The organism is Lelliottia sp. CFBP8978, assembly GCF_034046055.2.
Lineage (GTDB): Bacteria > Pseudomonadota > Gammaproteobacteria > Enterobacterales > Enterobacteriaceae > Enterobacter.
The window spans coordinates 403,489-428,792 of the sequence record NZ_CM188253.1 but is presented as its reverse complement, the minus strand read 5'-3'; the positions used below and the strand labels follow the sequence as shown (position 1 = coordinate 428,792).

25 protein-coding genes and 3 tRNA genes are annotated in these 25,304 nt (G+C 53.6%); 12 read left to right on the top strand and 16 right to left on the bottom strand.

All coding sequences use genetic code 11. The annotated features are described in order from the left end of the window. Nucleotides 1-34: 34 nt before the first annotated feature. From miaA to nnr, 5 genes are read right to left on the bottom strand one after another with little or no spacing between them, the layout of a single operon-like run. Nucleotides 35-985, bottom strand: a complete 951-nt coding sequence (gene miaA / locus SOM82_RS01995; protein ID WP_154126945.1) for a tRNA (adenosine(37)-N6)-dimethylallyltransferase MiaA — start codon at nt 983-985, stop codon at nt 35-37. Continuing rightward, nucleotides 978-2,825, bottom strand: coding sequence for a DNA mismatch repair endonuclease MutL (mutL, locus tag SOM82_RS01990; RefSeq protein WP_320460738.1), 1,848 nt, complete (start codon nt 2,823-2,825; stop codon nt 978-980). The genes miaA and mutL overlap by 8 nt, the downstream gene beginning before the upstream one ends. Nucleotides 2,826-2,834: 9 nt before the next feature. Continuing rightward, a complete protein-coding gene (gene amiB / locus SOM82_RS01985) occupies nt 2,835-4,169 on the bottom strand; it encodes an N-acetylmuramoyl-L-alanine amidase AmiB (RefSeq protein ID WP_320460737.1) in 1,335 nt (444 codons plus the stop codon). Between the two features lie 16 nt (nt 4,170-4,185). Beyond that, a complete protein-coding gene (gene tsaE, locus SOM82_RS01980; protein WP_154126942.1) occupies nt 4,186-4,647 on the bottom strand; it encodes a tRNA (adenosine(37)-N6)-threonylcarbamoyltransferase complex ATPase subunit type 1 TsaE in 462 nt (153 codons plus the stop codon). Further along, the gene (gene nnr / locus SOM82_RS01975) at nt 4,640-6,166 is read right to left on the bottom strand and encodes a bifunctional ADP-dependent NAD(P)H-hydrate dehydratase/NAD(P)H-hydrate epimerase (protein WP_320460736.1); all 1,527 of its coding nucleotides are present in this window, start codon (nt 6,164-6,166) and stop codon (nt 4,640-4,642) included. The genes tsaE and nnr overlap by 8 nt, the downstream gene beginning before the upstream one ends. Here nnr and queG point away from each other — a divergent pair. After that, nucleotides 6,165-7,304, top strand: a complete 1,140-nt coding sequence (gene queG / locus SOM82_RS01970) for a tRNA epoxyqueuosine(34) reductase QueG (protein WP_320460735.1) — start codon at nt 6,165-6,167, stop codon at nt 7,302-7,304. The genes nnr and queG overlap by 2 nt on opposite strands. Before the next feature lie 269 nt (nt 7,305-7,573). Here the strand turns inward: queG and SOM82_RS01965 are convergent. From SOM82_RS01965 to orn, 4 genes are all read right to left on the bottom strand, one after another. Continuing rightward, nucleotides 7,574-7,649, bottom strand: a tRNA-Gly gene (locus SOM82_RS01965). Between the two features lie 83 nt (nt 7,650-7,732). Beyond that, nucleotides 7,733-7,808 (bottom strand) — tRNA-Gly (locus SOM82_RS01960). 83 nt (nt 7,809-7,891) lie between these two features. Next, a tRNA-Gly gene (locus tag SOM82_RS01955) sits at nt 7,892-7,967 on the bottom strand. 234 nt (nt 7,968-8,201) lie between these two features. Continuing rightward, on the bottom strand, nt 8,202-8,747 hold the full coding sequence (orn, locus tag SOM82_RS01950; protein ID WP_320460734.1) for an oligoribonuclease: 546 nt from the start codon (nt 8,745-8,747) through the stop codon (nt 8,202-8,204). Between the two features lie 107 nt (nt 8,748-8,854). Here orn and rsgA point away from each other — a divergent pair, with 107 nt between their 5' ends. The 3 genes from rsgA to mscM all read left to right on the top strand — a co-directional run bounded on the left by rsgA (nt 8,855) and on the right by mscM (nt 14,302). After that, a complete protein-coding gene (rsgA, locus tag SOM82_RS01945; protein ID WP_320460733.1) occupies nt 8,855-9,907 on the top strand; it encodes a small ribosomal subunit biogenesis GTPase RsgA in 1,053 nt (350 codons plus the stop codon). Between the two features lie 97 nt (nt 9,908-10,004). Then, entirely contained in the window at nt 10,005-10,973 is a 969-nt protein-coding gene (asd, locus tag SOM82_RS01940) for an archaetidylserine decarboxylase (RefSeq protein WP_154126937.1), read from the top strand. Nucleotides 10,974-10,990: 17 nt separating this feature from the next. Then, nucleotides 10,991-14,302, top strand: coding sequence for a miniconductance mechanosensitive channel MscM (gene mscM / locus SOM82_RS01935; protein ID WP_320460732.1), 3,312 nt, complete (start codon nt 10,991-10,993; stop codon nt 14,300-14,302). A gap of 54 nt (nt 14,303-14,356) precedes the next feature. Here the strand turns inward: mscM and SOM82_RS01930 are convergent, their stop codons facing one another. From SOM82_RS01930 to epmA, 3 genes are all read right to left on the bottom strand, one after another. Then, nucleotides 14,357-14,674, bottom strand: coding sequence for a DUF2645 family protein (locus tag SOM82_RS01930; RefSeq protein WP_320460731.1), 318 nt, complete (start codon nt 14,672-14,674; stop codon nt 14,357-14,359). A 3-nt stretch (nt 14,675-14,677) separates the two neighbouring features. Continuing rightward, nucleotides 14,678-15,382, bottom strand: a complete 705-nt coding sequence (locus SOM82_RS01925; protein WP_320460730.1) for a hypothetical protein — start codon at nt 15,380-15,382, stop codon at nt 14,678-14,680. 189 nt (nt 15,383-15,571) lie between these two features. Beyond that, nucleotides 15,572-16,549 (bottom strand): elongation factor P--(R)-beta-lysine ligase, encoded by a 978-nt coding sequence (gene epmA / locus SOM82_RS01920; protein ID WP_320460729.1) that lies wholly within the window; start codon nt 16,547-16,549, stop codon nt 15,572-15,574. A gap of 309 nt (nt 16,550-16,858) precedes the next feature. Here epmA and frdA point away from each other — a divergent pair, with 309 nt between their 5' ends. From frdA to SOM82_RS01890, 6 genes are all read left to right on the top strand, one after another. Further along, entirely contained in the window at nt 16,859-18,649 is a 1,791-nt protein-coding gene (frdA, locus tag SOM82_RS01915) for a fumarate reductase (quinol) flavoprotein subunit (RefSeq protein ID WP_320460728.1), read from the top strand. Beyond that, nucleotides 18,642-19,376 (top strand): succinate dehydrogenase/fumarate reductase iron-sulfur subunit, encoded by a 735-nt coding sequence (locus SOM82_RS01910; protein ID WP_154126934.1) that lies wholly within the window; start codon nt 18,642-18,644, stop codon nt 19,374-19,376. The genes frdA and SOM82_RS01910 overlap by 8 nt, the downstream gene beginning before the upstream one ends. 10 nt (nt 19,377-19,386) lie before the next feature. Continuing rightward, nucleotides 19,387-19,782, top strand: coding sequence for a fumarate reductase subunit FrdC (frdC, locus tag SOM82_RS01905; RefSeq protein WP_154127046.1), 396 nt, complete (start codon nt 19,387-19,389; stop codon nt 19,780-19,782). A gap of 10 nt (nt 19,783-19,792) precedes the next feature. Beyond that, entirely contained in the window at nt 19,793-20,152 is a 360-nt protein-coding gene (frdD, locus tag SOM82_RS01900; RefSeq protein ID WP_320460727.1) for a fumarate reductase subunit FrdD, read from the top strand. Between the two features lie 60 nt (nt 20,153-20,212). Next, nucleotides 20,213-21,355, top strand: a complete 1,143-nt coding sequence (gene ampC, locus SOM82_RS01895) for a CMY2/MIR/ACT/EC family class C beta-lactamase (RefSeq protein ID WP_320460726.1) — start codon at nt 20,213-20,215, stop codon at nt 21,353-21,355. A 64-nt stretch (nt 21,356-21,419) separates the two neighbouring features. Beyond that, nucleotides 21,420-21,950, top strand: coding sequence for a lipocalin family protein (locus tag SOM82_RS01890; protein ID WP_154126931.1), 531 nt, complete (start codon nt 21,420-21,422; stop codon nt 21,948-21,950). On the opposite strand, the gene sugE is transcribed toward SOM82_RS01890, so the two are convergent. After that, complete coding sequence (sugE, locus tag SOM82_RS01885) at nt 21,947-22,264, bottom strand: quaternary ammonium compound efflux SMR transporter SugE (RefSeq protein ID WP_100777912.1); 318 nt, start codon at nt 22,262-22,264, stop codon at nt 21,947-21,949. The genes SOM82_RS01890 and sugE overlap by 4 nt on opposite strands. A 260-nt stretch (nt 22,265-22,524) precedes the next feature. Between sugE and SOM82_RS01880 the strand changes: the two genes are divergently transcribed. Further along, a complete protein-coding gene (locus SOM82_RS01880; RefSeq protein ID WP_154126930.1) occupies nt 22,525-23,124 on the top strand; it encodes a LuxR C-terminal-related transcriptional regulator in 600 nt (199 codons plus the stop codon). 46 nt (nt 23,125-23,170) lie between these two features. Here SOM82_RS01880 and ecnB read toward each other — a convergent pair whose 3' ends face one another. The 3 genes from ecnB to efp form a co-directional block, all read right to left on the bottom strand. After that, the gene (gene ecnB, locus SOM82_RS01875; protein ID WP_154126929.1) at nt 23,171-23,317 is read right to left on the bottom strand and encodes a lipoprotein toxin entericidin B; all 147 of its coding nucleotides are present in this window, start codon (nt 23,315-23,317) and stop codon (nt 23,171-23,173) included. A 107-nt stretch (nt 23,318-23,424) separates the two neighbouring features. Continuing rightward, a complete protein-coding gene (locus tag SOM82_RS01870) occupies nt 23,425-23,556 on the bottom strand; it encodes an entericidin A/B family lipoprotein (protein ID WP_320460847.1) in 132 nt (43 codons plus the stop codon). Nucleotides 23,557-23,614: 58 nt separating this feature from the next. After that, nucleotides 23,615-24,181 (bottom strand): elongation factor P, encoded by a 567-nt coding sequence (efp, locus tag SOM82_RS01865; RefSeq protein ID WP_095280459.1) that lies wholly within the window; start codon nt 24,179-24,181, stop codon nt 23,615-23,617. 40 nt (nt 24,182-24,221) lie between these two features. Between efp and epmB the strand changes: the two genes are divergently transcribed. Beyond that, entirely contained in the window at nt 24,222-25,250 is a 1,029-nt protein-coding gene (gene epmB, locus SOM82_RS01860; protein ID WP_320460725.1) for an EF-P beta-lysylation protein EpmB, read from the top strand. The last annotated feature ends 54 nt before the right edge of the window (nt 25,251-25,304 follow it).

The window sequence follows — 25,304 nt, the reverse complement described above, 5'->3', positions numbered from 1 at the left end:
AAAATTGCGCACGATACGACTTAATTGTACACATTCAGTCTGCGATATCACCCACTACCTGTAAAACTTCGTTGTAAGACTGTTCAGGCTTTTCACTGTCTAACCAGTGGATTCCGTCCCAGCCTCGCAACCAGGTCATCTGGCGCTTCGCTAACTGTCTGGTGGCGCAAACACCTCGATAAACCATTTCATCGTATGAAATCTCGCCTTCAATGTATGACCACATCTGGCGATATCCGACACAACGAATGGAAGGCATATCCGTATGCAAATCTCCGCGAGCAAATAGCGCCCGCACTTCTGCTTCAAAACCTGAAGCCAACATCTGATGAAAACGCTGCTCAATTCGTTGATGGAGCAGTTCACGGCTCGCCGGGGCGATGGCGAACTGATGCACCTGATACGGCAGAGCTTCTCCTGACGTTTGCGTCAGTTCCGTTAAAGTTTTACCCGAAATGAAAAAAACTTCCAGTGCCCGGGAAAGCCTTTGCGGATCATTTGGATGAATCCGCGCTGCGGCAACCGGATCAATCTCTTCCAGCTGCTGGTGCAACGCCACCCATCCTTGCTCTGCCGCCTGCTGCTCAATCTTTGCTCTAACTTCCGGGTCTGCCGATGGCAGGGGAGATAATCCCTCCAGCAGCGCCTTGAAATAGAGCATTGTTCCGCCAACCAACAGCGGTATTCGTCCCGCCGCGGTGATCTCGGCCATTTGCGCCAGCGCATCGCGGCGGAAATCCGCTGCCGAATAGGCCTGTGCCGGGTCGAGAATATCCAGCAACCGGTGCGGTGCCGCGCGCAGTTCTTCTGCATTTGGCTTCGCCGTACCCACATCCATCCCTTGATAAATAAGGGCGGAGTCGACGCTAATCAACTCTACTGGCAAAACTTTACGTAGCTCAATCGCTAACGCCGTTTTACCCGAGGCCGTCGGCCCCATTAAGAAAATTGCCTTAGGCAGGCTCGCCTTACTCACATCACTCATCTTTCAGGGCGTTCATCGCCGAATGTAAATCAACACGTTGTAATAAACCACCCGGCGGAGCTTTGACCAGATTTGGACAAAGACGTTCAACTTCTGCCAGCACGGTGATGGCCTGGGCCATACTCCACGGATGATGGTCGCTCGCCAGATGGCGGGCAATCCACTGCGCGGTATTGGCGGCATCAATCGTTGTTTGCTGCGCCAGGTAGCCTATCAGTTCAGGAATCAAGTTTTGTAAATTTTGTTGGCGTAAGGGTAAAGGCACCGCGCGAATAATCACATGTTGCGCCTCAAGCACAAATTCAATACCCATTTCTGCCAACAGGGCCTGAGTGCGCTTCAGAATCGCGGACTCTTGCGTCGATATTTTTATCCGTACCGGAATTAACAGCGGCTGAGCACACGCGGCGTTAGCTCCGGGGGTCAGTTGTGCTTGTTTCAGCCAGCGCTCCGCCACGGGTAAGGCCAGCAGCGCAAGATGGCCGTCGCGCTCAAGCAGCGCCGTCTCCGGCGCGATGATCGTTAATACGCGCCCAAAACTCTGGCTGTGCCCGTCCAGCGCGGGCGCGGATTGCGCGACATTCTCTTTCCGCTCCACCGCTGGAGTATCAAGCAATTTGCTGTACAACGCACCCTGTTGTTTTTGATACGCCGGGGCATGGGGATAATTCGCCCCGGTCGGACGCGGGGTGCTGGTATGCGTGGCCGTAGCGTAGCGCGGCGCATCAGGCTGGCGCGCGACCGCAGGTTCAGCAAACTGATTGCGCCCTGCGGCAATACGGTTTTCCGGGACTGTGCGCACCGCAAGCGTTTCGTCTTCCAGCGGTAGCGTCGGTTCCGCTTGCTGCTGCAACACACTCAACACGCCCTGGTAGATAAAATCGTGCACCAGCCGCGACTGGTGGAAACGCACTTCATGCTTGGCCGGATGGACGTTGACATCCACCTGATGCGGATCGATTTCAAGATAGAGCACAAATGCAGGCTGCTGATCCGCGCCAAGCTTATCTTCGCAGGCCTGGCGGATGGCATGGTTAATCAGCCGGTCGCGCATCATACGGCCATTAACGTAGCAATACTGAATATCCGCCAGCGTCGCATTCATCGCTTTAGGATCGGCCACCCAGCCGCGCATCGCTAAATCGCCATGCTGCCACTCAATCGCCAGCGCCTGTTCCAGGAACGCCGTGCCACATATCGCCCCTAATCGACGCTCTTTTTGCCCGCCTTCCGCCACCGCGCGGTACTGACGCATCACCTTGCCGTTATGGCTCAGGTTGATGGTGACGTCAAAACGCGCCAGCGCGATACGGCGAATGATCTCATCAATATGGGTAAATTCGGTCTTTTCAGTGCGCATAAACTTGCGGCGCGCCGGGGTGTTGTAGAACAGGTCCAGCACTTCAAGCGTCGTGCCCACCGGATGGGCCGCAGGTTTCACCGTCACATCCATGTCCCGCCCTTCTGCATAAGCCTGCCAGGCTTCCTGCTGTTCAGCGGTGCGGGAGGTGAGCGTCAGACGGGAAACGGAGCTGATACTGGCCAGCGCCTCGCCGCGAAAACCGAGGCTGATAATGGCTTCCAGATCGTCGAGCGAGGCAATTTTGCTGGTGGCGTGACGGGCCAGCGCCAGCGCCAGCTCGTCTTTTTTGATGCCACAACCGTTGTCACGAATACGGATAAGCTTTGCGCCACCGCGTTCGATATCAATATCAATGCGGGTGGCGCCCGCATCGAGACTGTTTTCAACCAGCTCTTTCACGACCGATGCAGGACGCTCCACCACCTCACCGGCGGCGATTTGGTTCGCAAGCTGCGGCGGCAGAACCTGAATCGGCATGATGTCTCCTTAGTGGGTTGCGCTCATTTCGCCAGGCAGAGAGGCACTGGCGGTTTGGCCCGCGCCGCCTTGCGGCGCAGACTGCAGCGGATGGGCCGCAAAGTAATTACGCAAGCCGTTATAAATGGCATCGGCGATTTCCTGCTGATAGCTGTCGCTCGCCAGTAAACGTTCTTCGCCGTTATTACTGATAAAACCGGTTTCGACCAGGATCGACGGGATATCCGGTGAGCGCAACACCCCTAAACTGGCATGTTCAGGACGGCGTTTATGTATCGCCCCCACGCGCTGGAGCTGGCCGATGACGTTAGTTGCCACATCATACCCGACGCGCTGAGAATGACCGAATTGTAAATCCAGCACCGCCTGGCTGAGATACGGGTCGGACTGGCTGTTCGCCAGCACATCACCCGCGCCGCCGAGCAGCTCGGACTGTTTCTCGTGCTCTTCGAGCCAGTTCGCCATTTCGCTGTTGGCGCGACGGTTCGACAGCACCCACACCGAGGCACCTGTCGCACTGCGATTTGGTGCAGCGTCCGCATGAATCGACACCAGGAAGTTAGCGTTTTGCTTACGGGCAACGTCAGAGCGCCCCATCACCGAGATAAAATAATCCCCGTCACGCGTCATGACGCCTTTAAACATCGGGTCGTCATTCAGCAACGCACGCAGTTTGCGCGCAATCGAGATGGTGACGTTTTTCTCACGCGTGCCGCCGGGGCCAATTGCGCCAGGATCTTGCCCACCGTGTCCGGCATCAATGGCGATGATCACTTTTTCGTCACTCGTCACCGCACGGGCGCGCGCCGCAGGACGCGTTACCGTATTGCTGCTGGTCACGCCGGTGATGCGATCATTTTGCGCTTTGAACGGATTGCGCGCCGGCTCGGAAGGACGCGGCGCAACCATCGGCTGTTCCACCCGTTTCGCCACTACCGGCGGTGGAGGCGGCGGCGGTGCATCGGCATTGATGGTAAAGACCACGGTGTAATTCGCGCCATTTTGCTGCTTCACCGCGCGCGTTTTACCGTCTTGCGTAAGGTCAACCACCAGTCGCAGAGACTGAGCGTCTTTTGCCGTTCCGGAACGAATACTTTTCACCAGGTTATTCCCGCTAAACTGCAGCGGCAGCCCCTGAATGACGCCGGTCTGTTTGATATCAAGTGCGACGCTTCGCTTGTCTTCCTGGGAGAAGGCGTAATCCGGATCGCCCATAAAACTGAAGGTGATCCGCGCCTGCGAATCACCATTGGACACCTGAATGTCCGATAAGCTCGCCGCCCCGGCCTGTGCGCACAGCAGCACCGTGGCGGCCAACAACCAACCTTTAACGCGATTAATCATCCCGTTATCCCTTAGTTCAGCTGGCTAAACGCGCCAGCAAGGAATTACCTGATGAGGAAACTGCACTGATGCGTGCCTCACGCCCTTGCGCCTGGTAATCTAAGTGAATTTCGACATCCGGGTCAGGCAACACACCCGCGCCTTGTTGCGGCCACTCCACCAGGCAAATGGCATCGTTGGCAAAATAGTCACGGATCCCCATAAATTCGAGCTCCTCCGGGTCCGCAAGACGGTAAAGATCGAAGTGATACACCATCAGGTGCTCAAGCGTGTACGGTTCCACCAGGGTGTAGGTTGGGCTTTTGACATTCCCTTTGTGGCCTAACGCCTGCAAAAATCCCCGGCTGAAGGTCGTTTTACCCGCGCCTAAATCGCCATACAGATAAATGACGGTTGCCCCCTCACAAGCCTGCGCCAGGCGCTTGCCGAGATCCAAAGTTGCCTGTTCGTCGGGTAAAGAAATCACTCGATTAGTCATTTTCTACGTCAATCACATCCGGGTTAACAACACGCCGTAGCGTGTCAAAAAGATCGGTCGCCAGCATGCCGCGCGTACCATACTGCGCGGCCAGTCTGTCGGCTGCCGCACCGTGTGCCACGCAGCCTGCAATGGCTGCATCATAAGGGGGGAGTTTCTGTCCAAGCAACGCGCTGATAATGCCGGAGAGCACATCGCCCATTCCGCCACTGGCCATTCCCGCATTGCCCGCGTCGATAATACCCAACGCGCCAGACTCACAGGCAACGATCGTGCCCGCCCCTTTCAAAACGGCAACACCTCCATAACGTTTTACCAGACGCTGCGCAGAAAGTAAGCGATCGCTTTCAATTTCTGCGACGCTGCAGTTAAGCAGCCGCGCGGCTTCACCGGGGTGTGGCGTCAGAATGCGATTGTGACGTTTATCAGGGTTGATTGCCAGAAGGTTAAGCGCGTCGGCATCCCACAGCATCGGTTTTCGACAATTTTCGACTTTCTGAAGCGCTTTTTTGCCCCACTCTTTTTGGCCGAGCCCGGGGCCTATCGCGACGACATCCGCCCAATCCAGACTCTCTTCAAGAGATTGCGGAGTCAGTTCATGCACCATCAGCTCAGGCCGGGCGGTCACAATCGGGGAGATATTTTCAATGCGAGTGAGCACTCGCACAAGGCCCGCCCCCGCCCGCAGAGCGCCCTCTCCGGTCATGCGAATCGCCCCTGCCGTGCCGTGATCGCCACCGACTATCACGAGTTTCCCGTGATCGCCTTTGTTCGACGTCGGACGGCGTGGCGGCAGCCACTGTGCAAGCCGGGAAGCATCAAAACGAGAGATTGCCGTTTGCTGGCCCGCAAGCCACTTTTCGAGTCCGAGCGCATCGTGGTGAAGCATTCCCACCACATCGCGCGCTTTGCCCGTTAACAATCCGGGTTTAAGCGCAATAAAGGTGACCGTATGCGCGGCTTGTATCACTGCGCCTGGCGTCGCCCCCGTTTGCGCCATCAACCCCGAAGGAATATCCAGAGCGATAACCGGAGCCGGATGGGCATTAGCCCGGGTAATCAGCGCAGCCACATTTTCGCGCGGAGCCTGACTGAGCCCGGTACCGAGCAATCCATCAACGATGAGATCGGTATTTTCTGGCCAGACGCTATCCGCAGCATGAATCACGCCACCGGCATTGAGCCAGGCATTGCGCGCTTCGCTGGCTTCTTCCGGGGACGGTTTCTCACTTTCCAGTGCCAGTAGGGTCACGTTAATCCCAGCGGCGATAGCCAGTCGGGCAATGACATAGCCATCACCGCCGTTATTGCCCGGCCCACAGAGGATTAGCCAGTGCGTTGCCTGAGGATAATGCTCGCGGGCGACGTTAAATGCCGCCTGACCCGCGCGCTGCATCAGTTCATACAGGGTGACTCCGAGGCTATCGGCAGCCTCTTTTTCGGCGTGACGCAGTTCGTCCGCAGGCCAAATGGAATGTGGTATACTTGTGGGGTTTTTCTTCATTGTATGGTCCGTCATGTCGCAGCCCCTCGATCTCAATCAGTTAGCGCAAAACATCAAACAGTGGGGCGCTGAGCTTGGCTTCCAGAAAGTGGGTATCACCGATACCGACCTTACCGCTAGCGAGCCAAAACTTCAGGCCTGGCTGGACAAACAGTACCACGGCGAAATGGAGTGGATGGCACGTCACGGCATGATGCGCGCGCGCCCTCATGAACTGTTGCCAGGTACTTTGCGCGTGATTAGCGTTCGCATGAACTACCTGCCGGCTAATGCGGCATTCGCCCGCACGCTGAAAAACCCGTCTTTAGGTTACGTGAGCCGTTATGCCCTTGGGCGCGATTACCATAAGCTTCTGCGTAACCGCTTAAAAAAACTCGGCGAAACCATCCAGGAGCACTGCGGCTCGCTGAATTTTAGACCGTTTGTCGACTCCGCGCCTATTCTTGAACGCCCAATAGCAGAAAAATCGGGTCTTGGCTGGACAGGTAAGCACTCACTAATCCTTAGCCGTGACGCCGGATCATTCTTCTTTCTCGGTGAATTATTGATTGATTTACCGTTACCGATAGATGGACCGGTTGAAGAAGGGTGCGGGCGCTGCGTCGCGTGTATGACCATTTGCCCCACCGGAGCCATTGTCGAGCCTTATACCGTTGATGCACGCCGCTGCATCTCTTACCTCACCATCGAACTGGAAGGCTCCATTCCGGAAGAGTTTCGCCCGCTAATGGGCAATCGCATTTACGGTTGTGATGACTGCCAGCTCATCTGCCCGTGGAACCGCTATTCGCAGCTGACGGATGAAGACGATTTCAGTCCGCGTAAAGCGTTGCATGCTCCGCAGCTCATTGAACTGTTTTCCTGGAGCGAGGCGTATTTCCTCAAAGTGACGGAAGGGTCTGCGATTCGACGTATTGGACATCTGCGCTGGCTGAGAAACATCGCCGTTGCCCTGGGGAATGCCCCCTGGGAGGAAGCCAATATTCAGGCGCTCGAAAAACGCAGAGGTGAGCACCCACTTCTCGATGAACACATAGAATGGGCGATTGCGCAGCAAATTGAGAAGCGAAATGCCTGCGTGGTTGAGGTGCAGTTACCGAAGAAACAACGTCTGGTGCGGGTGATTGAAAAAGGGCTTACGCGTGATGCCTGAACTATTCACAGCCTGTGAATAAAATTATGAAGTCAAGCTGCATCAGGCTTTGCAAACAGGTCAAGTGATCCCGATAACATTTTGAAATCAAATATTAGATAATAATTTCAATAAGTTATAGAAATTTCATTCACTATGCGAAGTTATTGCACATCGGCTTTAAGCAGACTCTTCTGTGGATAACTCTGTTTACAAGAGTTTGTCAAAGACAAAATAAAATGTCCCCAACGAACAATTTCGCTGTGGATAATCTGGAGAGAAGAAGAATTTGGAGCGGGAAACGAGACTCGAACTCGCGACCCCGACCTTGGCAAGGTCGTGCTCTACCAACTGAGCTATTCCCGCTTAATCTTTGTCTTTCAAGCCGCCTTACTGCAACCTGAAATCCTGCGATTGGGTGGTGCGTATCTTGCGATACTTTCAAATTTTGGAGCGGGAAACGAGACTCGAACTCGCGACCCCGACCTTGGCAAGGTCGTGCTCTACCAACTGAGCTATTCCCGCTTAATCTTTGTTTTTCAAGCCGCTTTGCTGCAACCTGAAATCCTGCGATTGGGTGGTGCGTATCTTGCGATACTTTCAAATTTTGGAGCGGGAAACGAGACTCGAACTCGCGACCCCGACCTTGGCAAGGTCGTGCTCTACCAACTGAGCTATTCCCGCTTAATCTTTGTCCTTCAAGTCACTTGCTGCAACCTGAAATCCTGCGATTAATTTGATGCTTCCGTAACGCGTAATTCTCTGTCGTTACGGGAGGCGCATTATACGAGAAATCCTTTTAGCTGCAACCCCCCTGAAAGCGATTTTTTTGAAATCCTGTTCAAGTGCTTAATTAATCGGCAAGCTGCACAATTTAGCGGCAAAAACCCGGCTACGCAAGCGCGCCGGGCAGCAAACTTACAACTTAATAAAATTCTCGCGGTAATACGCCAGCTCAGCCACCGATTCGCGGATATCATCCATCGCCTGGTGCGTGCCCTGCTTTTTAAAACCATCAAGAATTTCTGGCTTCCAGCGACGCGCCAGCTCCTTCAGAGTGCTCACGTCCAGATAACGGTAGTGGAAATACGCTTCCAGTTCCGGCATGTACTTAAACAGGAAACGGCGATCCTGCCCAATGCTGTTACCGCAAATAGGCGATTTACCCGCCGGGACCCACTGCTTGAGGAACTCAATCGTGGCCAGTTCCGCTTCGCGATCGCCCTGCGCACTCGCTTTTACTCGCTCCACCAGCCCGCTTCCGGTATGGGTGCGCACGTTCCAGTCATCCATCAGCGCCAGCTGTGCATCAGACTGATGAACCGCAATCGTCGGGCCTTCCGCCAGAATGTTCAGGTGAGCATCAGTCACCAGCGTCGCGATTTCGATGATGCGATCGCGCTCGGGATCGAGCCCGGTCATTTCAAGATCGATCCAAATCAGGTTGTTTTCATCCGCGCTCATGTTATTTTCCACCCTTCTCGCATAACCGGCCGTAGCTGGTTAACTAGTATTAATTAGTGTGTATCATAGAGGTTTTGCCCGACATGGGCGACCAGGAGCCAGCACGATTGAGTAAAAATAAACTCTCCAAAGGGCAACAGCGCCGTGTGAATGCCAACCATCAGCGCCGTCTTAAGACCACTTCGGAGAAACCCGATTACGACGACAACCTGTTTGGCGAGCCCACTGAAGGCATGGTGATTAGCCGCTTCGGTATGCATGCCGATGTGGAAGCCGCCGACGGTGGCGTCCACCGCTGCAACATTCGTCGCACCATCCGCTCACTGGTCACCGGTGACCGTGTGGTATGGCGTCCGGGCAAAGCGGCGGCCGAGGGTGTCACGGTAAAAGGGATCGTCGAAGCGGTTCATGAGCGGACCTCCGTCCTGACACGTCCTGATTTCTATGATGGCGTCAAACCGATCGCCGCCAATATTAATCAAATCGTGATTGTATCGGCGATCTTGCCGGAACTTTCACTCAACATTATCGATCGTTATCTCGTCGCCTGCGAAACGCTGGAGGTCGAACCGCTGATCGTTCTGAACAAGATCGATCTGCTGGACGACGAAGGCATGGCCTTTGTCAACGAGCAGATGGATATCTACCGCGCGATCGGCTATCGCGTGCTGATGGTTTCCAGCCATAAAAAAGATGGCCTTCAACCGCTCAAAGAGGCGCTGACCGACCGTATCAGCATCTTTGCGGGTCAGTCCGGGGTTGGAAAATCCAGCCTGCTGAACAACCTGCTGGGCTTGCAGAAAGAGATCCTGACCAACGATGTTTCTGATAACTCCGGTCTTGGGCAGCACACCACCACGGCCTCTCGCCTGTACCACTTCCCCCACGGCGGCGATGTGATTGACTCCCCAGGAGTACGCGAATTTGGTTTGTGGCATCTTGAACCAGAACAAATCTTCAATGGATTTGTCGAATTCCATGACTATTTAGGTGCGTGTAAATATCGCGACTGTAAACACGATAACGACCCTGGCTGCGCCATTCGCGAAGCGGTAGAAAACGGTAAAATCGCAGAAACCCGTTTCTATAACTATCACCGGATCCTCGAAAGCATGGATCAGGTAAAAACGCGTAAAAACTTTTCTGATTCTGATAACTGACAACTAAGCTAAGCGTCGCTAAAATCGTCCCCTTTTTTCAGGTTCCGGCTGTTTTCGGTCGGATCAGGAACGACAAAACAATGGCCTGGAGGCTACCTTGTTAAACTCATTTAAACTTTCGCTTCAATACATTCTGCCGAAACTATGGCTCACCCGCCTGGCGGGCTGGGGCGCGAGCAAACGAGCGGGCTGGCTGACAAAGCTGGTTATCGACCTGTTCGTTAAATACTACAAGGTCGATATGAAAGAGGCGCAGAAGCCGGATACCGCCAGCTATCGCACTTTCAACGATTTCTTTGTCCGCCCTCTGCGTGATGAAGTCCGCCCGCTGGATACCGATCCGAATATCCTGGTCATGCCAGCCGATGGTGTCATCAGCCAACTCGGAAAAATCGAAGAAGACAAAATCCTGCAGGCTAAGGGCCACAACTACAGCATGGAAGCCCTGCTGGCTGGTAACTATCAGATGGCAGATCTGTTCCGTAACGGTTCATTTGTCACCACCTACCTCTCGCCGCGCGACTATCACCGCGTGCATATGCCGTGCAACGGCATTCTGCGTGAAATGATCTACGTGCCGGGCGATCTGTTCTCTGTGAACCACCTGACCGCGCAGAATGTTCCGAACCTGTTCGCCCGTAACGAACGCGTTATCTGCCTGTTTGATACTGAATTTGGTCCAATGGCACAGATTCTGGTGGGTGCTACCATTGTAGGCAGCATTGAAACCGTCTGGGCCGGCACCATCACTCCGCCACGCGAAGGGGTTATCAAACGCTGGACCTGGCCTGCTGGCGAGAGCGAAGGCTCTGTCGCGCTGCTGAAAGGTCAGGAGATGGGTCGCTTCAAGCTGGGCTCAACGGTTATCAACCTGTTTGCGCCGGGTAAAGTGAATCTGGTGGATTCTCTGCAAAGCCTGTCCGTGACCAAAATTGGTCAGCCGCTGGCTATCTCGACGGAAACCTTCGTGACACCAGAAGCCGAGCCAGCGCCGCTGCCGGAAGAAGAGATCGCCGCTGAACATGAAGCCAGCCCGCTGGTTGAAGACAAGAAAGACGAAGGCTAACCAAAGGAATCGCTGACGTGCGCCCGATTATCATTTTTCTGATGGCCTGGTGCCTCAGTATGGGGGCGTACGCAGCGACAGCCCCCGATGCCAAACAGATAAGCCAGGAACTGGAGCAGGCCAAAGCGGCCAAACCCGCTCAGCCAGAGACCGTTGAGTTGCTCCAGTCCGCCCTGAACGCGCTTGATGAACGTAAAGGTTCTCTTGAGCGCGCGCAGCAATATCAACAAGTTATTGATAACTTCCCCAAACTCTCACAAACGCTCCGCACGCAGCTGAATAATCTGCGCGAAGAGCCACGCGATGTCCCTTCGGGGATGACCTCCGACGCCCTGAACCAGGAGATCCTGCAGGTCAGCAGCCAACTGCTGGAAAAAAGCCGTCAGGCCCAGCAGGAGCAAGATCGCGCGCGCGAAATCGCTGATTCATTAAGTCAGCTTCCTCAGCAGCAAACCGATGCCCGCCGCCAGCTCAACGAAGTGGAGCGGCGTATTGGTACGCAATCAGGTAATTCGCCACAAAATATAAGCCTGCAGGCTGAATCATCCCGGCTGAAGGCGCAGGTGGATGAACTTGAGCTGGCCCAGCTGTCGGCCAATAACCGTCAGGAGCTGGCACGCATGCGCTCGGAGCTGGCGCAGAAGCAGAGCCAGCAGCTCGACGCTTATCTGCAAGCCCTGCGTAATCAACTGAACAGCCAGCGTCAGCGGGAAGCAGAACGCGCGCTGGAGAGCACCGAACTGCTGGCGGAAAACAGCGACAACCTCCCGGCCGGAATCGTCGAACAGTTCAAAGTTAACCGCGAGTTGTCCGCAGCACTGAACCAGCAGGCTCAGCGAATGGACCTGGTCGCCTCTCAGCAGCGTCAGGCAACCAATCAGACCCTGCAGGTACGCCAGGCGCTCAACACCTTGCGTGAACAGTCGCAGTGGCTTGGCTCGTCAAATCTGTTGGGCGAAGCGTTACGTGCTCAGGTGGCGCGTTTACCAGAAATGCCTAAACCGCAGCAGCTGGATACCGAAATGGCTCAACTGCGCGTCCAGCGCCTGCGTTATGAAGATCAGCTGAACAAACAGCCGCAAATCCGCCAGCTTCATCAGGCAGACGGCCAGCCGTTGACCAGTGAGCAGAACCGCATTCTGGAGGCCCAGTTACGCACCCAACGTGAGTTACTGAACTCGCTTCTGCAGGGCGGGGATACGCTGATTCTGGAGCTGACTAAGCTGAAGGTCTCCAACAGTCAGCTGGAGGACGCGCTCAAAGAAGTCAACGAGGCGACACACCGATATCTGTTCTGGACCTCTGATGTGCGCCCAATGGGCTTCTCCTGGCCGATTGATATCGTTCAGGATCTACGCCGCCTGATTTCACTGGATACATTTGGTCAGGTAGGTAAAGCCGGTGTCATGATCCTGACCAGTAAAGAGACAATCTTCCCGCTACTGGCCGCGTTGATTCTGGTCGGGTTTAGTATTTATTCGCGCAGGCATTTTACCCGTTTCCTGGAACGTTCCAGCGCCCGGGTGGGTAAAGTCACGCAGGATCACTTTTGGCTCACGCTACGCACCGTATTCTGGTCTATCCTGGTGGCCTCTCCGCTGCCCGTACTCTGGATGACGCTGGGCTATGGTCTGCGGGAGGCGTGGCCGTATCCCCTCGCGGTGGCGATTGGCGATGGCGTGACTGCCACCGTTCCCCTGCTGTGGGTGGTGATGATTTGCGCCACCTTTGCCCGTCCTAACGGGCTGTTTATCGCCCACTTCGCCTGGCCGCGCCAGCGCGTCACACGGGCAATGCGCTATTACCTGATGAGTATCGGGCTTATTGTGCCGCTCATTATGGCGCTGATTATGTTCGATAATCTCAACGATCGTGAGTTTTCCGGCTCGCTCGGCAGGCTCTGCTTTATGCTGATCTGCGGCGCACTGGCGATGGTCACACTGAGCCTGAAACGGGCGGGAATTCCACTGTATGTCGATAAAACCGGTAGCGGCGACAACATGGTTAACCGCATGCTGTGGAACCTGCTGCTCAGCGCCCCTCTGGTGGCTATTCTGGCAGCTGCGGTTGGCTATCTGGCGACTGCGCAGGCTCTGCTGGCGCGCCTCGAAACCTCGGTCGCAATCTGGTTCCTGTTGCTGGTGGTGTATCACATTATCCGCCGCTGGATGTTAATTCAGCGCCGCCGACTGGCGTTTGATCGCGCCAAACATCGTCGCGCCGAAATCCTTGCCCAGCGTGCGCGGGGTGAAGAAGAGCCGCACAATACCAGCAGCACAGAAGGCACAACGGAAGCGGATGAGGTGGAACTGGATCTCGATGCCATCAGTACCCAGTCTCTGCGACTGGTGCGCTCCATTCTGATGCTGATTGCCCTCCTGTCCGTCATCGTGCTGTGGTCTGAAATCCACTCCGCTTTTGGCTTCCTGGAGAACATCTCTCTGTGGGATGCCACATCGACCGTTCAGGGAGTCGAAAGCCTTGAGCCGATTACACTGGGCGCTGTGTTAATCGCTATCCTGGTATTGATTATTACCACGCAGCTGGTGCGTAACTTCCCGGCGCTGCTGGAACTGGCGTTACTGCAGCACCTCGATTTAACGCCCGGGACGGGATATGCCATCACCACCATTACCAAATACCTGATCCTGCTGTTTGGCGGACTGGTGGGCTTCTCGATGATTGGTATTGAGTGGTCCAAGCTGCAATGGCTGGTCGCCGCACTGGGTGTCGGGTTGGGCTTCGGTTTACAGGAGATCTTCGCCAACTTTATCTCTGGCCTGATCATTCTGTTTGAGAAGCCAATCCGTATCGGCGATACCGTGACGATCCGCGATCTGACCGGCAGCATCACTCGTATTAACACTCGCGCCACCACAATCAGCGACTGGGATCGTAAAGAGATTATCGTGCCGAACAAGGCGTTTATCACTGAGCAGTTTATCAACTGGTCGCTGTCCGACTCCGTCACGCGTGTGGTGCTGACCGTCCCGGCTCCGTCGGACGCGAACAGCGAAGAGGTAACGCAAATTCTCTATACCGCCGCCGAACGTTGTTCTCTGGTGATCGATAATCCTGCGCCGGAAGTGTTCCTGGTCGATTTGCAGCAGGGGATTCAGATTTTCGAGCTACGTATTTACGCCGCCGAGATGGGGCATCGTATGCCGCTGCGCCATGAAATCCACCAGCTCATTCTGGCGGGCTTCCGCGAGCACGGTATCGATATGCCATTCCCGCCGTTCCAGATGCGTCTGGAAACACTGGATGGCCGTAAAACGGGCAGAACGATGACGTCAGCGGCGAAAAAGCGCCCAGCGGGAAGTTTGTAATTCATTAGGCTGGTCGCTCGTTATGACCAGCCTTTTTACATGCTTCGTTTTTGGTTACCAGAGACATATCTGATAGCGTAAAAAAAATCGCCATAGCCAAAAAGCTGTAATCAGCAATATCACGAAAGAGATAAACCAGTAATGTTTTCTTATGCAGACAAGGGTATAAATTGCAGGGAAAATTAAAGGGATGGTTAAGACAATCCCAACATCGCGGACATCATCAGTTTCAATATATTTCATCAGGTCACAGATGTTTTTTACGCTTCCCTCTCTTATCAGCCACTCTTTATCCTGTACAGATAAAAAAGTAATCCACAGTATAGAAACACAAAACCAAATAAAACCTAGTGTAAATACTTTCCAGGTCATTTATCATCCTTGCAATATTTTTATGATCGTCTGTTTTTTCTCAATGATATTTCTGCCATACTCACTGTATTCACGAGTTCCTCCACCTTGAGGGGAATGAATAGAGTTTATAATATCATCAGATTTTCTCCGCGTGCCACGATTATAACGAGAGCCAGCAAGAATAATTTGTTCATCTGTTAAATGAGATGTATCGATTCCAGGATTATCATAGAGAATCAGGTCACGTAAATGAAAAGACACTACGCGGATATTAAAACTATTCTCGAGTAAACATTGAGCGAGACGAAGCTGTTGAGCATTGTCCAAGGCATCAGGATTAATTCCTAACGTTTTCGCAGCCACTCCTAATTGTATCGCGATTGACCCCACAGATGTGGCATTTGAACTTTTATTATTTCCTTTACTGATTTTTTCTATTATTTGCCTGATCTGTAACACACTAAACACCTTGAACCTTTCCGGTGTCCCTCCAACTTCTGAAACTGCAACACCTGCAAGTAATAAAGCAGGGATTTCTGCCTCTCTTGCATACTGTTTTATTCTATCTCGATGATATATTAACCAAGATGTTTTATAAAGCCACAAATATGAATTACCCGTCATATAGTTCCAGTTTGTCGGCAATATATACCAGCGAAAAGCATCGAAACTATCCCAATGCGGAAAGCCAAATTTATCGACCTTGCAGAAAATCAAATTATTCATCTTCACTGAATCCTTGTGAGAAATGACACGACCAACTCATTCAGATTATATCTTTGCGGAAATTTTCAAAGTGATATTACTCACATAAAAAATATAAACAGCGCGAATTAAAACTGAATAATTATCTATCGAAATAATATTCTACAGGATTTGAAAAACTATTCGGCCCTTCCGCAGAAGGGCCAGGAATCAGGCGCGATCCACCGTGAAGGCAATCACGTCGCCAAGCTGTTCAGCGCCCAGCGCCAGCATCACCAGACGGTCCACGCCGAGTGCGACGCCGGAGCAGTCCGGCAGCCCGGCTTTTAATGCTTCGAGCAAATTCGTATCAATCGGCTGCTGCGGCAGGCCACGCGCTGTACGCTTGCGGTTATCCTGCTCGAAACGCTGCTGCTGTTCACGGGCATCGGTCAATTCGTGGAAACCATTCGCCAGTTCAATACCTTTGAAATAGACCTCGAAACGCTCAGCGACACGGTGATCTTCAGTACTGATCTGCGCGAGCGAAGCCTGGCTTGCCGGGAAGTGGTAAACAAAAGTAGGACGATCTTTACCGATCTGCGGCTCGACACCAAACGTGAACAGCAGTTGCAGTAAGGTATCGCGATCTTCTTCGCTGTCCGCAACATTGCTCAGATCCAGCTTCGCCGCCACTTCACGCAGCTGCGTTTTGTCCGCTGACAGCGGATCGATTTCCAGATGACGCTGGAAGGCCTGCTGATACGAGAGCGTTTCCGCTTCGGCGCACTCCAGCACCTGTTGCAGCAGATCGTCCACCTCATTCATCAGGCGGTACATATCGTAATGCGGACGATACCACTCCAGCATGGTGAATTCCGGGTTGTGGTGACGCCCCATCTCTTCATTACGGAAACTGCGACACAGCTGATATACCGGGCCACAGCCAGCCGCCAGCAGGCGTTTCATGTGATATTCCGGGCTGGTCATCAGGTACAGATTCATCCCCTGAGAGTGACCAGGACCAACAAAACGGGTTTCAAACGGGACCAGATGAATATCGGTTACCGTCGCCTGGCTCATACACGGCGTTTCCACCTCCAGTACGCCACGGTCGGCAAAGAAACGACGGATTTCCGCCATAATTGCCGCACGTTTTAACAGATTGGGGATGGTTGCGCTCGGCTGCCAGGTGGCCGTTTCGCTCATGGGAATTTCTCCAGTTTCAGACAAGGGCACGAAGTCTACTCGTTAGCCGGGAGAGAGACAAATTTTGTGCAGTAAATTTTCTCGATTCAGTAGCCCATGAGATTTCGTGACGCGGTTCATCAAACACAATGATAAATCCCCGCACAGAACAGCAAAAAAATCGAACACGTCAAATTTCCCCCTCATCCATACGGTTATACTGTTTTACCTATAAAGGAGCAGTGGAAACGCGTTCGCAACCGCCCTTAAGGCAAGTGAAAACCCGTTGGATTATCACGTTGCGAAAAAACAAAAATCTGGAGGAATGTCGTGCAAACTTTTCAAGCCGATCTTGCCGTTATAGGTGCTGGCGGTGCGGGATTACGGGCTGCGATTGCCGCAGCGCAAGCTAATCCAAACGCTAAAATCGCACTGATTTCAAAAGTCTATCCGATGCGCAGCCACACCGTTGCCGCAGAAGGAGGGTCCGCCGCCGTTGCACAGGATCATGACAGCTTCGAATATCACTTCCACGACACGGTCGCGGGTGGCGACTGGCTTTGCGAACAGGATGTCGTTGATTATTTCGTCCATCATTGCCCAACTGAAATGACACAGCTCGAACAGTGGGGTTGTCCATGGAGTCGTCGCCCTGATGGCAGCGTGAATGTGCGTCGCTTTGGTGGGATGAAAATCGAGCGCACGTGGTTTGCCGCTGACAAAACCGGTTTTCACATGCTCCACACGCTGTTCCAGACCTCTCTCCAGTTCCCTCAAATTCAACGCTTCGACGAACACTTTGTCCTCGATATTCTGGTCGATGAAGGTCAGGCTCGCGGACTGGTCGCGATGAATATGATGGAAGGCACACTGGTGCAAATCCGCTCTAATGCGGTCGTGATGGCGACCGGCGGTGCGGGTCGCGTCTATCGCTACAATACCAACGGCGGAATTGTCACCGGTGACGGTATGGGGATGGCGCTCAGTCACGGCGTTCCGCTGCGCGATATGGAGTTCGTCCAGTACCACCCTACCGGCCTGCCCGGTTCCGGCATTCTGATGACGGAAGGGTGCCGCGGCGAAGGCGGGATTCTGGTGAATAAAGATGGTTATCGCTATCTCCAGGATTACGGCATGGGTCCGGAAACCCCACTCGGCGAACCGAAAAACAAATATATGGAGCTGGGTCCGCGTGACAAAGTATCCCAGGCATTTTGGCATGAGTGGCGCAAAGGCAACACCGTCTCCACGCCGCGTGGCGATGTGGTCTGGCTCGACTTACGCCATCTGGGCGAGAAGAAATTGCTGGAACGTCTGCCGTTCATCTGTGAACTGGCAAAAGCCTATGTGGGCGTCGATCCGGTGAAAGAGCCGATTCCGGTCCGCCCAACCGCGCACTACACCATGGGCGGTATCGAAACCGATCAGCGATGCGAAACCCGTATTAAAGGGCTGTTTGCCGTCGGCGAATGCTCTTCCGTGGGTCTGCATGGCGCAAATCGCCTCGGTTCGAACTCTCTGGCAGAGCTGGTGGTGTTTGGCCGCATGGCGGGTGAACAAGCCATGGAACGTGCCGCCACCGTCGGTGAGGCCAATGGGGCCGCACTGGATGCGCAGGTGAGTGATGTCGAGAAACGACTGAAAGCGCTGGTCAACCAGGAAGGCAGCGAAAACTGGGCAAAAATTCGCGACGAAATGGGTCTCTCGATGGAAGAGGGTTGCGGTATTTACCGTACACCGGAACTGATGCAGAAAACCGTCGATAAGCTGGCGGAACTGCAGGAGCGCTTCAAGCGGGTACGCGTCACCGATACGTCCAGCGTGTTCAACACCGATCTTCTTTATACCATCGAGCTGGGCCACGGCCTGAACGTAGCCGAATGTATGGCGCACTCAGCCCTGGCGCGTAAAGAGTCACGTGGCGCGCATCAGCGTCTTGATGAAGGTTGCACCGAGCGTGATGACGTCAACTTCCTCAAGCATACCCTCGCTTATCGCGACCCGGATGGAACGACGCGTCTGGATTACAGCGACGTGAAGATCACTACGCTGCCACCAGCAAAACGCGTGTATGGGGCAGAAGCGGAAGCAGCCGATAAGAAGGAGAAGGCGAATGGCTGAGATGCAGACGTTGAAAATTGAGGTGGTGCGCTACAACCCGGAAGTGGACGCCGCACCGCACAGCGTATTCTACGAGGTGCCTTATGATGAGCAAACCTCGCTGTTGGATGCGCTCGGGTATATCAAAGACAACCTGGCTCCGGACCTGAGCTACCGCTGGTCTTGCCGTATGGCGATCTGTGGTTCCTGCGGCATGATGGTCAACAAAGTGCCGAAACTGGCCTGTAAAACCTTCCTGCGCGAGTACACAAAAGGCATTAAGGTTGAGGCGCTGGGTAACTTCCCGATCGAGCGCGATCTGGTGGTCGATATGACCCACTTTATCGAAAGCCTGGAAGCGATTAAGCCGTATATCATCGGCAACCCGCGTACACCCGATCAAGGACCGAACACGCAAACTCCGGCACAGATGGCGAAATATCATCAGTTCTCCGGCTGCATCAACTGCGGTCTTTGCTACGCCGCCTGCCCGCAGTTTGGTCTGAATCCTGAGTTCATCGGTCCGGCCGCCATTACCCTGGCGCATCGCTATAACGAAGACAGCCGCGACCACGGTAAAAAAGAACGTATGGCGCAGCTGAACAGCCAGAACGGCGTGTGGAGTTGCACCTTCGTGGGCTATTGCTCCGAAGTGTGTCCGAAGCATGTCGATCCGGCCGCCGCTATCCAGCAGGGGAAAGTGGAAAGCTCGAAAGACTTTCTTATCGCTACCCTGAAACCACGCTAAGGAGTGCATGATGACGACTAAACGCAAAGCCTACGTGCGGCCAATGCCGTCCACCTGGTGGAAGAAACTGCCGTTTTATCGCTTCTATATGCTGCGTGAAGGCACGGCGGTTCCCGCAGTCTGGTTCAGCCTGGAGCTGATGTATGGTCTTTTCGCGCTGAAGCACGGCCCGGAAACCTGGACCAGTTTTGTGGGCTTCCTGCAAAATCCGATTGTGGTCATTCTGAATATTATCGTGCTTGCCGCCGCGCTGTTACATACCAAAACCTGGTTTGAGCTGGCGCCTAAGGCCGCGAATATTATCGTTAAAGGCGAAAAAATGGGACCCGAGCCAGTCATCAAGGGGCTTTGGGCGGTGACTGCGGTGGTGACTGTGGTCGTTCTGTTTATCGCATTGTTCTGGTAAGGAGGCCCGAGTGATTAATCCAAATCCAAAGCGTTCTGACGAACCGGTATTCTGGGGACTGTTCGGTGCGGGCGGGATGTGGAGCGCTATCATCGCGCCCGTCATTATCCTGCTCGTCGGCATTCTCCTGCCGCTGGGGCTGTTTCCCGGTGATGCGCTGGGCTACGATCGCGTGCTCGCCTTTGCGAGTAGCTTTATCGGCCGCGTATTTATCTTCCTGATGATTGTTCTGCCACTGTGGCTGGGCCTGCATCGTATTCATCACGCGATGCATGATCTGAAAATTCACGTCCCTAACGGGAAATGGGTGTTTTACGGTCTGGCTACCATTCTGACGGTGGTTACCCTGGTTGCTATCGTCACGATTTGATATGGTTCATCTTCATCCGGCCCGCCTCTCCCGGCGGGCTTTTTTATGGAAGATGCACAGATGAAAAAATTACTTTGTTGCGCACTGCTGCTCAGTGCCTCCTGTTCGACCCTTGCCGCCGCCACTTCAGATAAACAAATTGCCGATCTCGTCAACCGTGCGATAACGCCTCTGATGAAAGAACAGGCGATACCGGGCATGGCCGTCGCCGTGATTTATCAGGGAAAAACCCACTACTTCACCTGGGGCAAAGCGGATCTGAAGGCCGGTCTGCCCGTCACCCGGCAAACGCTGTTTGAGCTGGGATCGGTGAGTAAAACCTTCACTGGCGTTTTAGGTGGCGACGCTATCGCGCGCGGGGAAATTAACCTGAGCGATCCCGCTGCCAAATACTGGCCGCAGCTGACGGGCAAACAGTGGCAAAACATTACCCTGCTGCATCTGGCAACCTATACGGCAGGCGGGTTACCGCTTCAGGTACCTGACGAGGTCACTGACCGGGCCGCTCTGGTGAATTTCTATCAGAACTGGCAGCCACAGTGGGCGCCGGGTACAAAACGCCTTTACGCTAACGCGAGTATTGGCCTGTTTGGTGCCATGGCGGTTCAACCCTCCGGAATGAACTTTGAAGAGGCGATGACCACACGGATATTTGAGCCGCTGAAACTCAATCACACCTGGATCACTGTCCCGGCATCTGAAGAAAAACATTACGCATGGGGCTATCGTAATGGTAAACCGGTTCACGTTTCACCGGGTCAGCTGGATGCAGAAGCGTACGGCGTCAAAACGACGATTGAAGATATGGCGAGCTGGGTGCAGGTCAATATGAACCCGACAAGCGTTAAAGATGAAAACCTGCAGCAGGGGATCGCGCTGGCGCAGTCGCGCTACTGGCGTATTGGTGAGATGTATCAGGGCTTAGGCTGGGAAATGCTGAACTGGCCGGTAAAAGAGAAAACCGTCGTTGACGGGAGTGATAATAAGGTCGCGCTCGCCCCGCTGACCGCAGTAGAAGTGAACCCACCCGCACCTTTGGTGAAAGCCTCCTGGGTGCATAAAACCGGATCCACCGGCGGATTTGGTAGCTACGTCGCCTTCATTCCTGAAAAGAAGATTGGCATCGTGATGCTGGCGAACAAGAGTTATCCCAACCCTGCCCGGGTTAAAGCCGCTTACCAAATAGTGAACGCACTGAAATAACGTTTTTATCCTCATTTTCCTTGCTGTCATCTACACTTAACAAAAAAACAGCAAGGAAATCTCTATGCGCATTTTGCCTGTTATCGCCGCGGTGACAGCCGCGTTTTTAGTTGTTGCCTGCAGTTCCCCTACCCCGCCAAATGGCGTTACCGTCGTAAACAATTTCGATGCACAGCGTTATCTCGGTACCTGGTACGAAATCGCGCGTCTGGATCATCGCTTTGAACGAGGTTTACAGCGTGTTACCGCCACTTACAGCACAATGGATGACGGTGGGATTCAGGTCATTAATCGGGGATACAATCCTGAACGCGGAATGTGGCAGCAGTCGATCGGCAAAGCATACTTTACCGGCGATCCAGACAGAGCCGCGCTAAAAGTGTCGTTCTTCGGCCCATTCTACGGGGGTTACAATGTGATCGCGCTGGACAAAGAGTATCGCCATGCGCTGGTCTGTGGGCCGAATCGCGACTATCTGTGGATCCTCTCACGCACACCGACCATTTCAGACGAAATGAAGCAGCAAATGCTGGATGTCGCGACCCGGCAGGGGTTTGATGTGTCGAAATTAATCTGGATTGAACAGCCCCATTAATGAGTGCTGAGTTTCAAACCGATAATTCCCGCCACAATTAACGCGAGGCTGGCAATACGCGCCGGGCTCGCGGATTCACCCAGCAGCAAAATGCCGGTAATGGCAGCACCCACTGCGCCAATTCCCGTCCAGACCGCATAGGCCGTCCCGACTGGCAGCGTTCGCATCGCCCAGGAGAGCAACGCAATACTGACAATCATGGCGGTTACGGTAATGATACTGGGGGTCAGCCGGGTGAAACCATGGGTATATTTCAGGCCAATGGCCCACACCACTTCCAGCAAACCGGCAATCAGAAGAATTATCCAGGACATATCAGGCTCCTTAACTTAAATAAAAGTCTGGGGCCGTCCCCGGTGGTCGAAGCGCTTACGGGTCGTCCCGCAAGGCAGAGTGAGTCACATATTTTGCTCAGAAAGAGAATTTTTTTCAATCCATTTGCGAAATGCAGGTAAAGGGCTGAAATAGCCTCAGTATGCAACGTAGTTCAGTCATTTATCACTCATCGGACTTCCCTATGATGGAGTGCTTTCTGATGGCAGCAAGCCAACCCTTTGCCTACTGCGAAAACAACATGTTTAAAATTCTCTTGATTGACCGTTGTCACTTCACCCGTACCGGGTTTGAAGCATGGCTCAATCATTCCGGTCTGTTCCCCGGCACATTCATGGTTACCGGACTGAACAACCTTTTCCTTGCCAGGGAACATATCCTGCACTGGAAACCGACGCTGGTGATCGCTGATTTAAACAGCTTTATGCAGGATATGAATGATATCCAGCAGCTCTCCTCACTGCTTATTGCCAGTGAGACGCTACCGTTTATTTTGTTGCAGTCAGGGGAAGTTGTCGATAAAGCAAACTCGATAAAACAGTATCCGCTGTGGGCTTCGTTATCTAAAAGCACCACGCTGGAAGGGCTGGCCACGGTCATTAATGACGCATTGAGTACCTGCGCCAGCTATGAAATACCGCAGGTTGCGACACCCCTTTTGACCCGGCAGGAAGAAAAAGTATTAACGCTCTGGATGGATGGAGCCAGCAATCAGGTTATCGCCGGAAAGCTCAGTATTAACAGTAAGACGGTGTATACCTATAAACGGAATATTCGGATGAAACTGCATATGGATACCCGTTTCTCACCGTTTTTGTCTCTTCAGGAAGCGGAAAGTTGACGGTACGGCGATACATCCCGTTCCGTACCGTCCAGGCAAAGCTACGTTAGTTCTGTGCTTTCGTCGCTGCACCCGAAATAGCGCTACCGCCGGTCGAGATATCTTCACCTACGCCGCGCGTGGTGTTGCATGCGGTTAATACTGAAGAAAGCACCAGAACAGAAAAGATCGCTGCAATTGTTTTCTTAACCATAATATCTTCCTTTTATAGCCAATGTTATTTGTGTATAGCCACTTAAGGATAGACAAGATCCGAGCGATTGACGGAAAAGGAAGGATTTTTAGGAAAAATAGACGCTTTTAACTGGCCGCGTGTGAAATGATATGACCCAGGTCTTGAATATCTTCGCCTACGCCACGAGCGGTGTTACAACCGGAAAGGAACGCGCCAGAAAGGGCCAGCAACAGCAGAATTTTAACGGTACGGTTCATCATCCCTGCCTGAATCAATCAGGCGCAGCAAACGCTGCGCCTGAGTCATTTACATGAATTACTTCACGCGGGACACGTATTCGCCAGAACGCGTATCCACTTTGATGACTTCGCCAATCTGGACAAACAATGGAACTTTAACCACTGCGCCAGTAGACAGGGTAGCCGGTTTGCCGCCAGTACCTGCAGTATCACCTTTCAGACCTGGATCCGTTTCGATGATTTCCAGTTCTACGAAGTTTGGCGGGGTCACAGAGATAGGCTGACCGTTCCACAGGGTAACGATACATTCAGCCTGATCCAGCAGCCATTTCGCGTTATCACCAACGGCTTTCTCATCGGCAGCCAGCTGCTCGAAAGTCTCGTTGTTCATGAAGTGATAGAATTCACCATCGTTGTACAGGAAGGTCAGGTTCATATCGACAACGTCTGCGCCTTCGGCGGAGTCGGTAGATTTGAACGTCTTCTCAACGCGGGTGCCGGTCAGCAGGCGACGCAGCTTAACGCGCGCGAACGCCTGGCCTTTACCGGGTTTAACGAATTCGCTGGCTTCAACCGCGTACGGTTCGCCGTCCATCATGATTTTAAGACCAGCACGAAAATCGTTGCTATAGTAAGTCGCCATAAGGCCCTCTAAAATTGTTAACTGGTAGCTAAGCCACAAAATGGCGCATATTGTAACCCTAAATACCCCGTCCAGAGAAGATTGGTTATCGCAACTTGCCGATGTAATCACCAGTCCTGATGAACTGCTGCGTCTGTTGAATATAGACTCTGATGAAAATTTGCTTGCTGGCCGCGAGGCTAAGCGTCTCTTTGCGCTACGCGTTCCACGCGCTTTTGTCGCGCGTATGGAGAAGGGAAACCCCGACGATCCATTGCTGAAACAGGTACTTACTTCACAGGATGAGTTCGTGACAGCACCGGGTTTTAGCACCGATCCGCTGGAAGAACAGAACAGCGTAGTGCCGGGACTGCTGCATAAATACCGTAATCGCGCGCTGCTGCTGGTGAAAGGGGGTTGCGCGGTAAATTGCCGTTATTGCTTCCGTCGCCACTTCCCGTATGCCGAAAATCAGGGCAATAAGCGCAACTGGCAGGTCGCACTGGACTATATTGCAGCCCATCCGGAGCTGGATGAGATCATTTTCTCTGGCGGCGATCCGCTGATGGCGAAAGATCATGAGCTGGACTGGCTTCTCTCGCAGCTGGAAGCGATTCCTCACATCAAACGGTTGCGTATCCACAGCCGTTTACCCATTGTGATTCCGGCGCGTATCACCGATACGCTGGTTTCCCGTTTCGAACAGTCTCGACTGCAAATCCTGCTGGTGAATCACATCAATCACGCCAGAGAGATTGATGAGGCGTTCCGCACTGCGATGACGCGTTTGCGTCGGGTGGGGGTGACATTACTCAACCAGAGCGTGCTCTTGCGCGGGGTCAACGATAATGCCCTTACCCTTGCCGATCTGAGCAACGCCCTGTTTGATGCCGGTGTGATGCCCTATTACCTGCACGTGTTGGACCGCGTTCAGGGTGCGGCGCATTTCATGGTGAGTGACGAAGAGGCGCGGCAGATCATGCGTGAGCTGTTGACGCTGGTATCGGGCTATATGGTGCCGAAACTGGCACGAGAAATTGGCGGAGAGCCGAGCAAGACACCGCTGGATTTGCAGTTACGCCAGTCGTAAAAGCCGGTGGCGTAAGGTCAAAACAGAACGGCAACGCCCGTTGCCGTTTGTAGC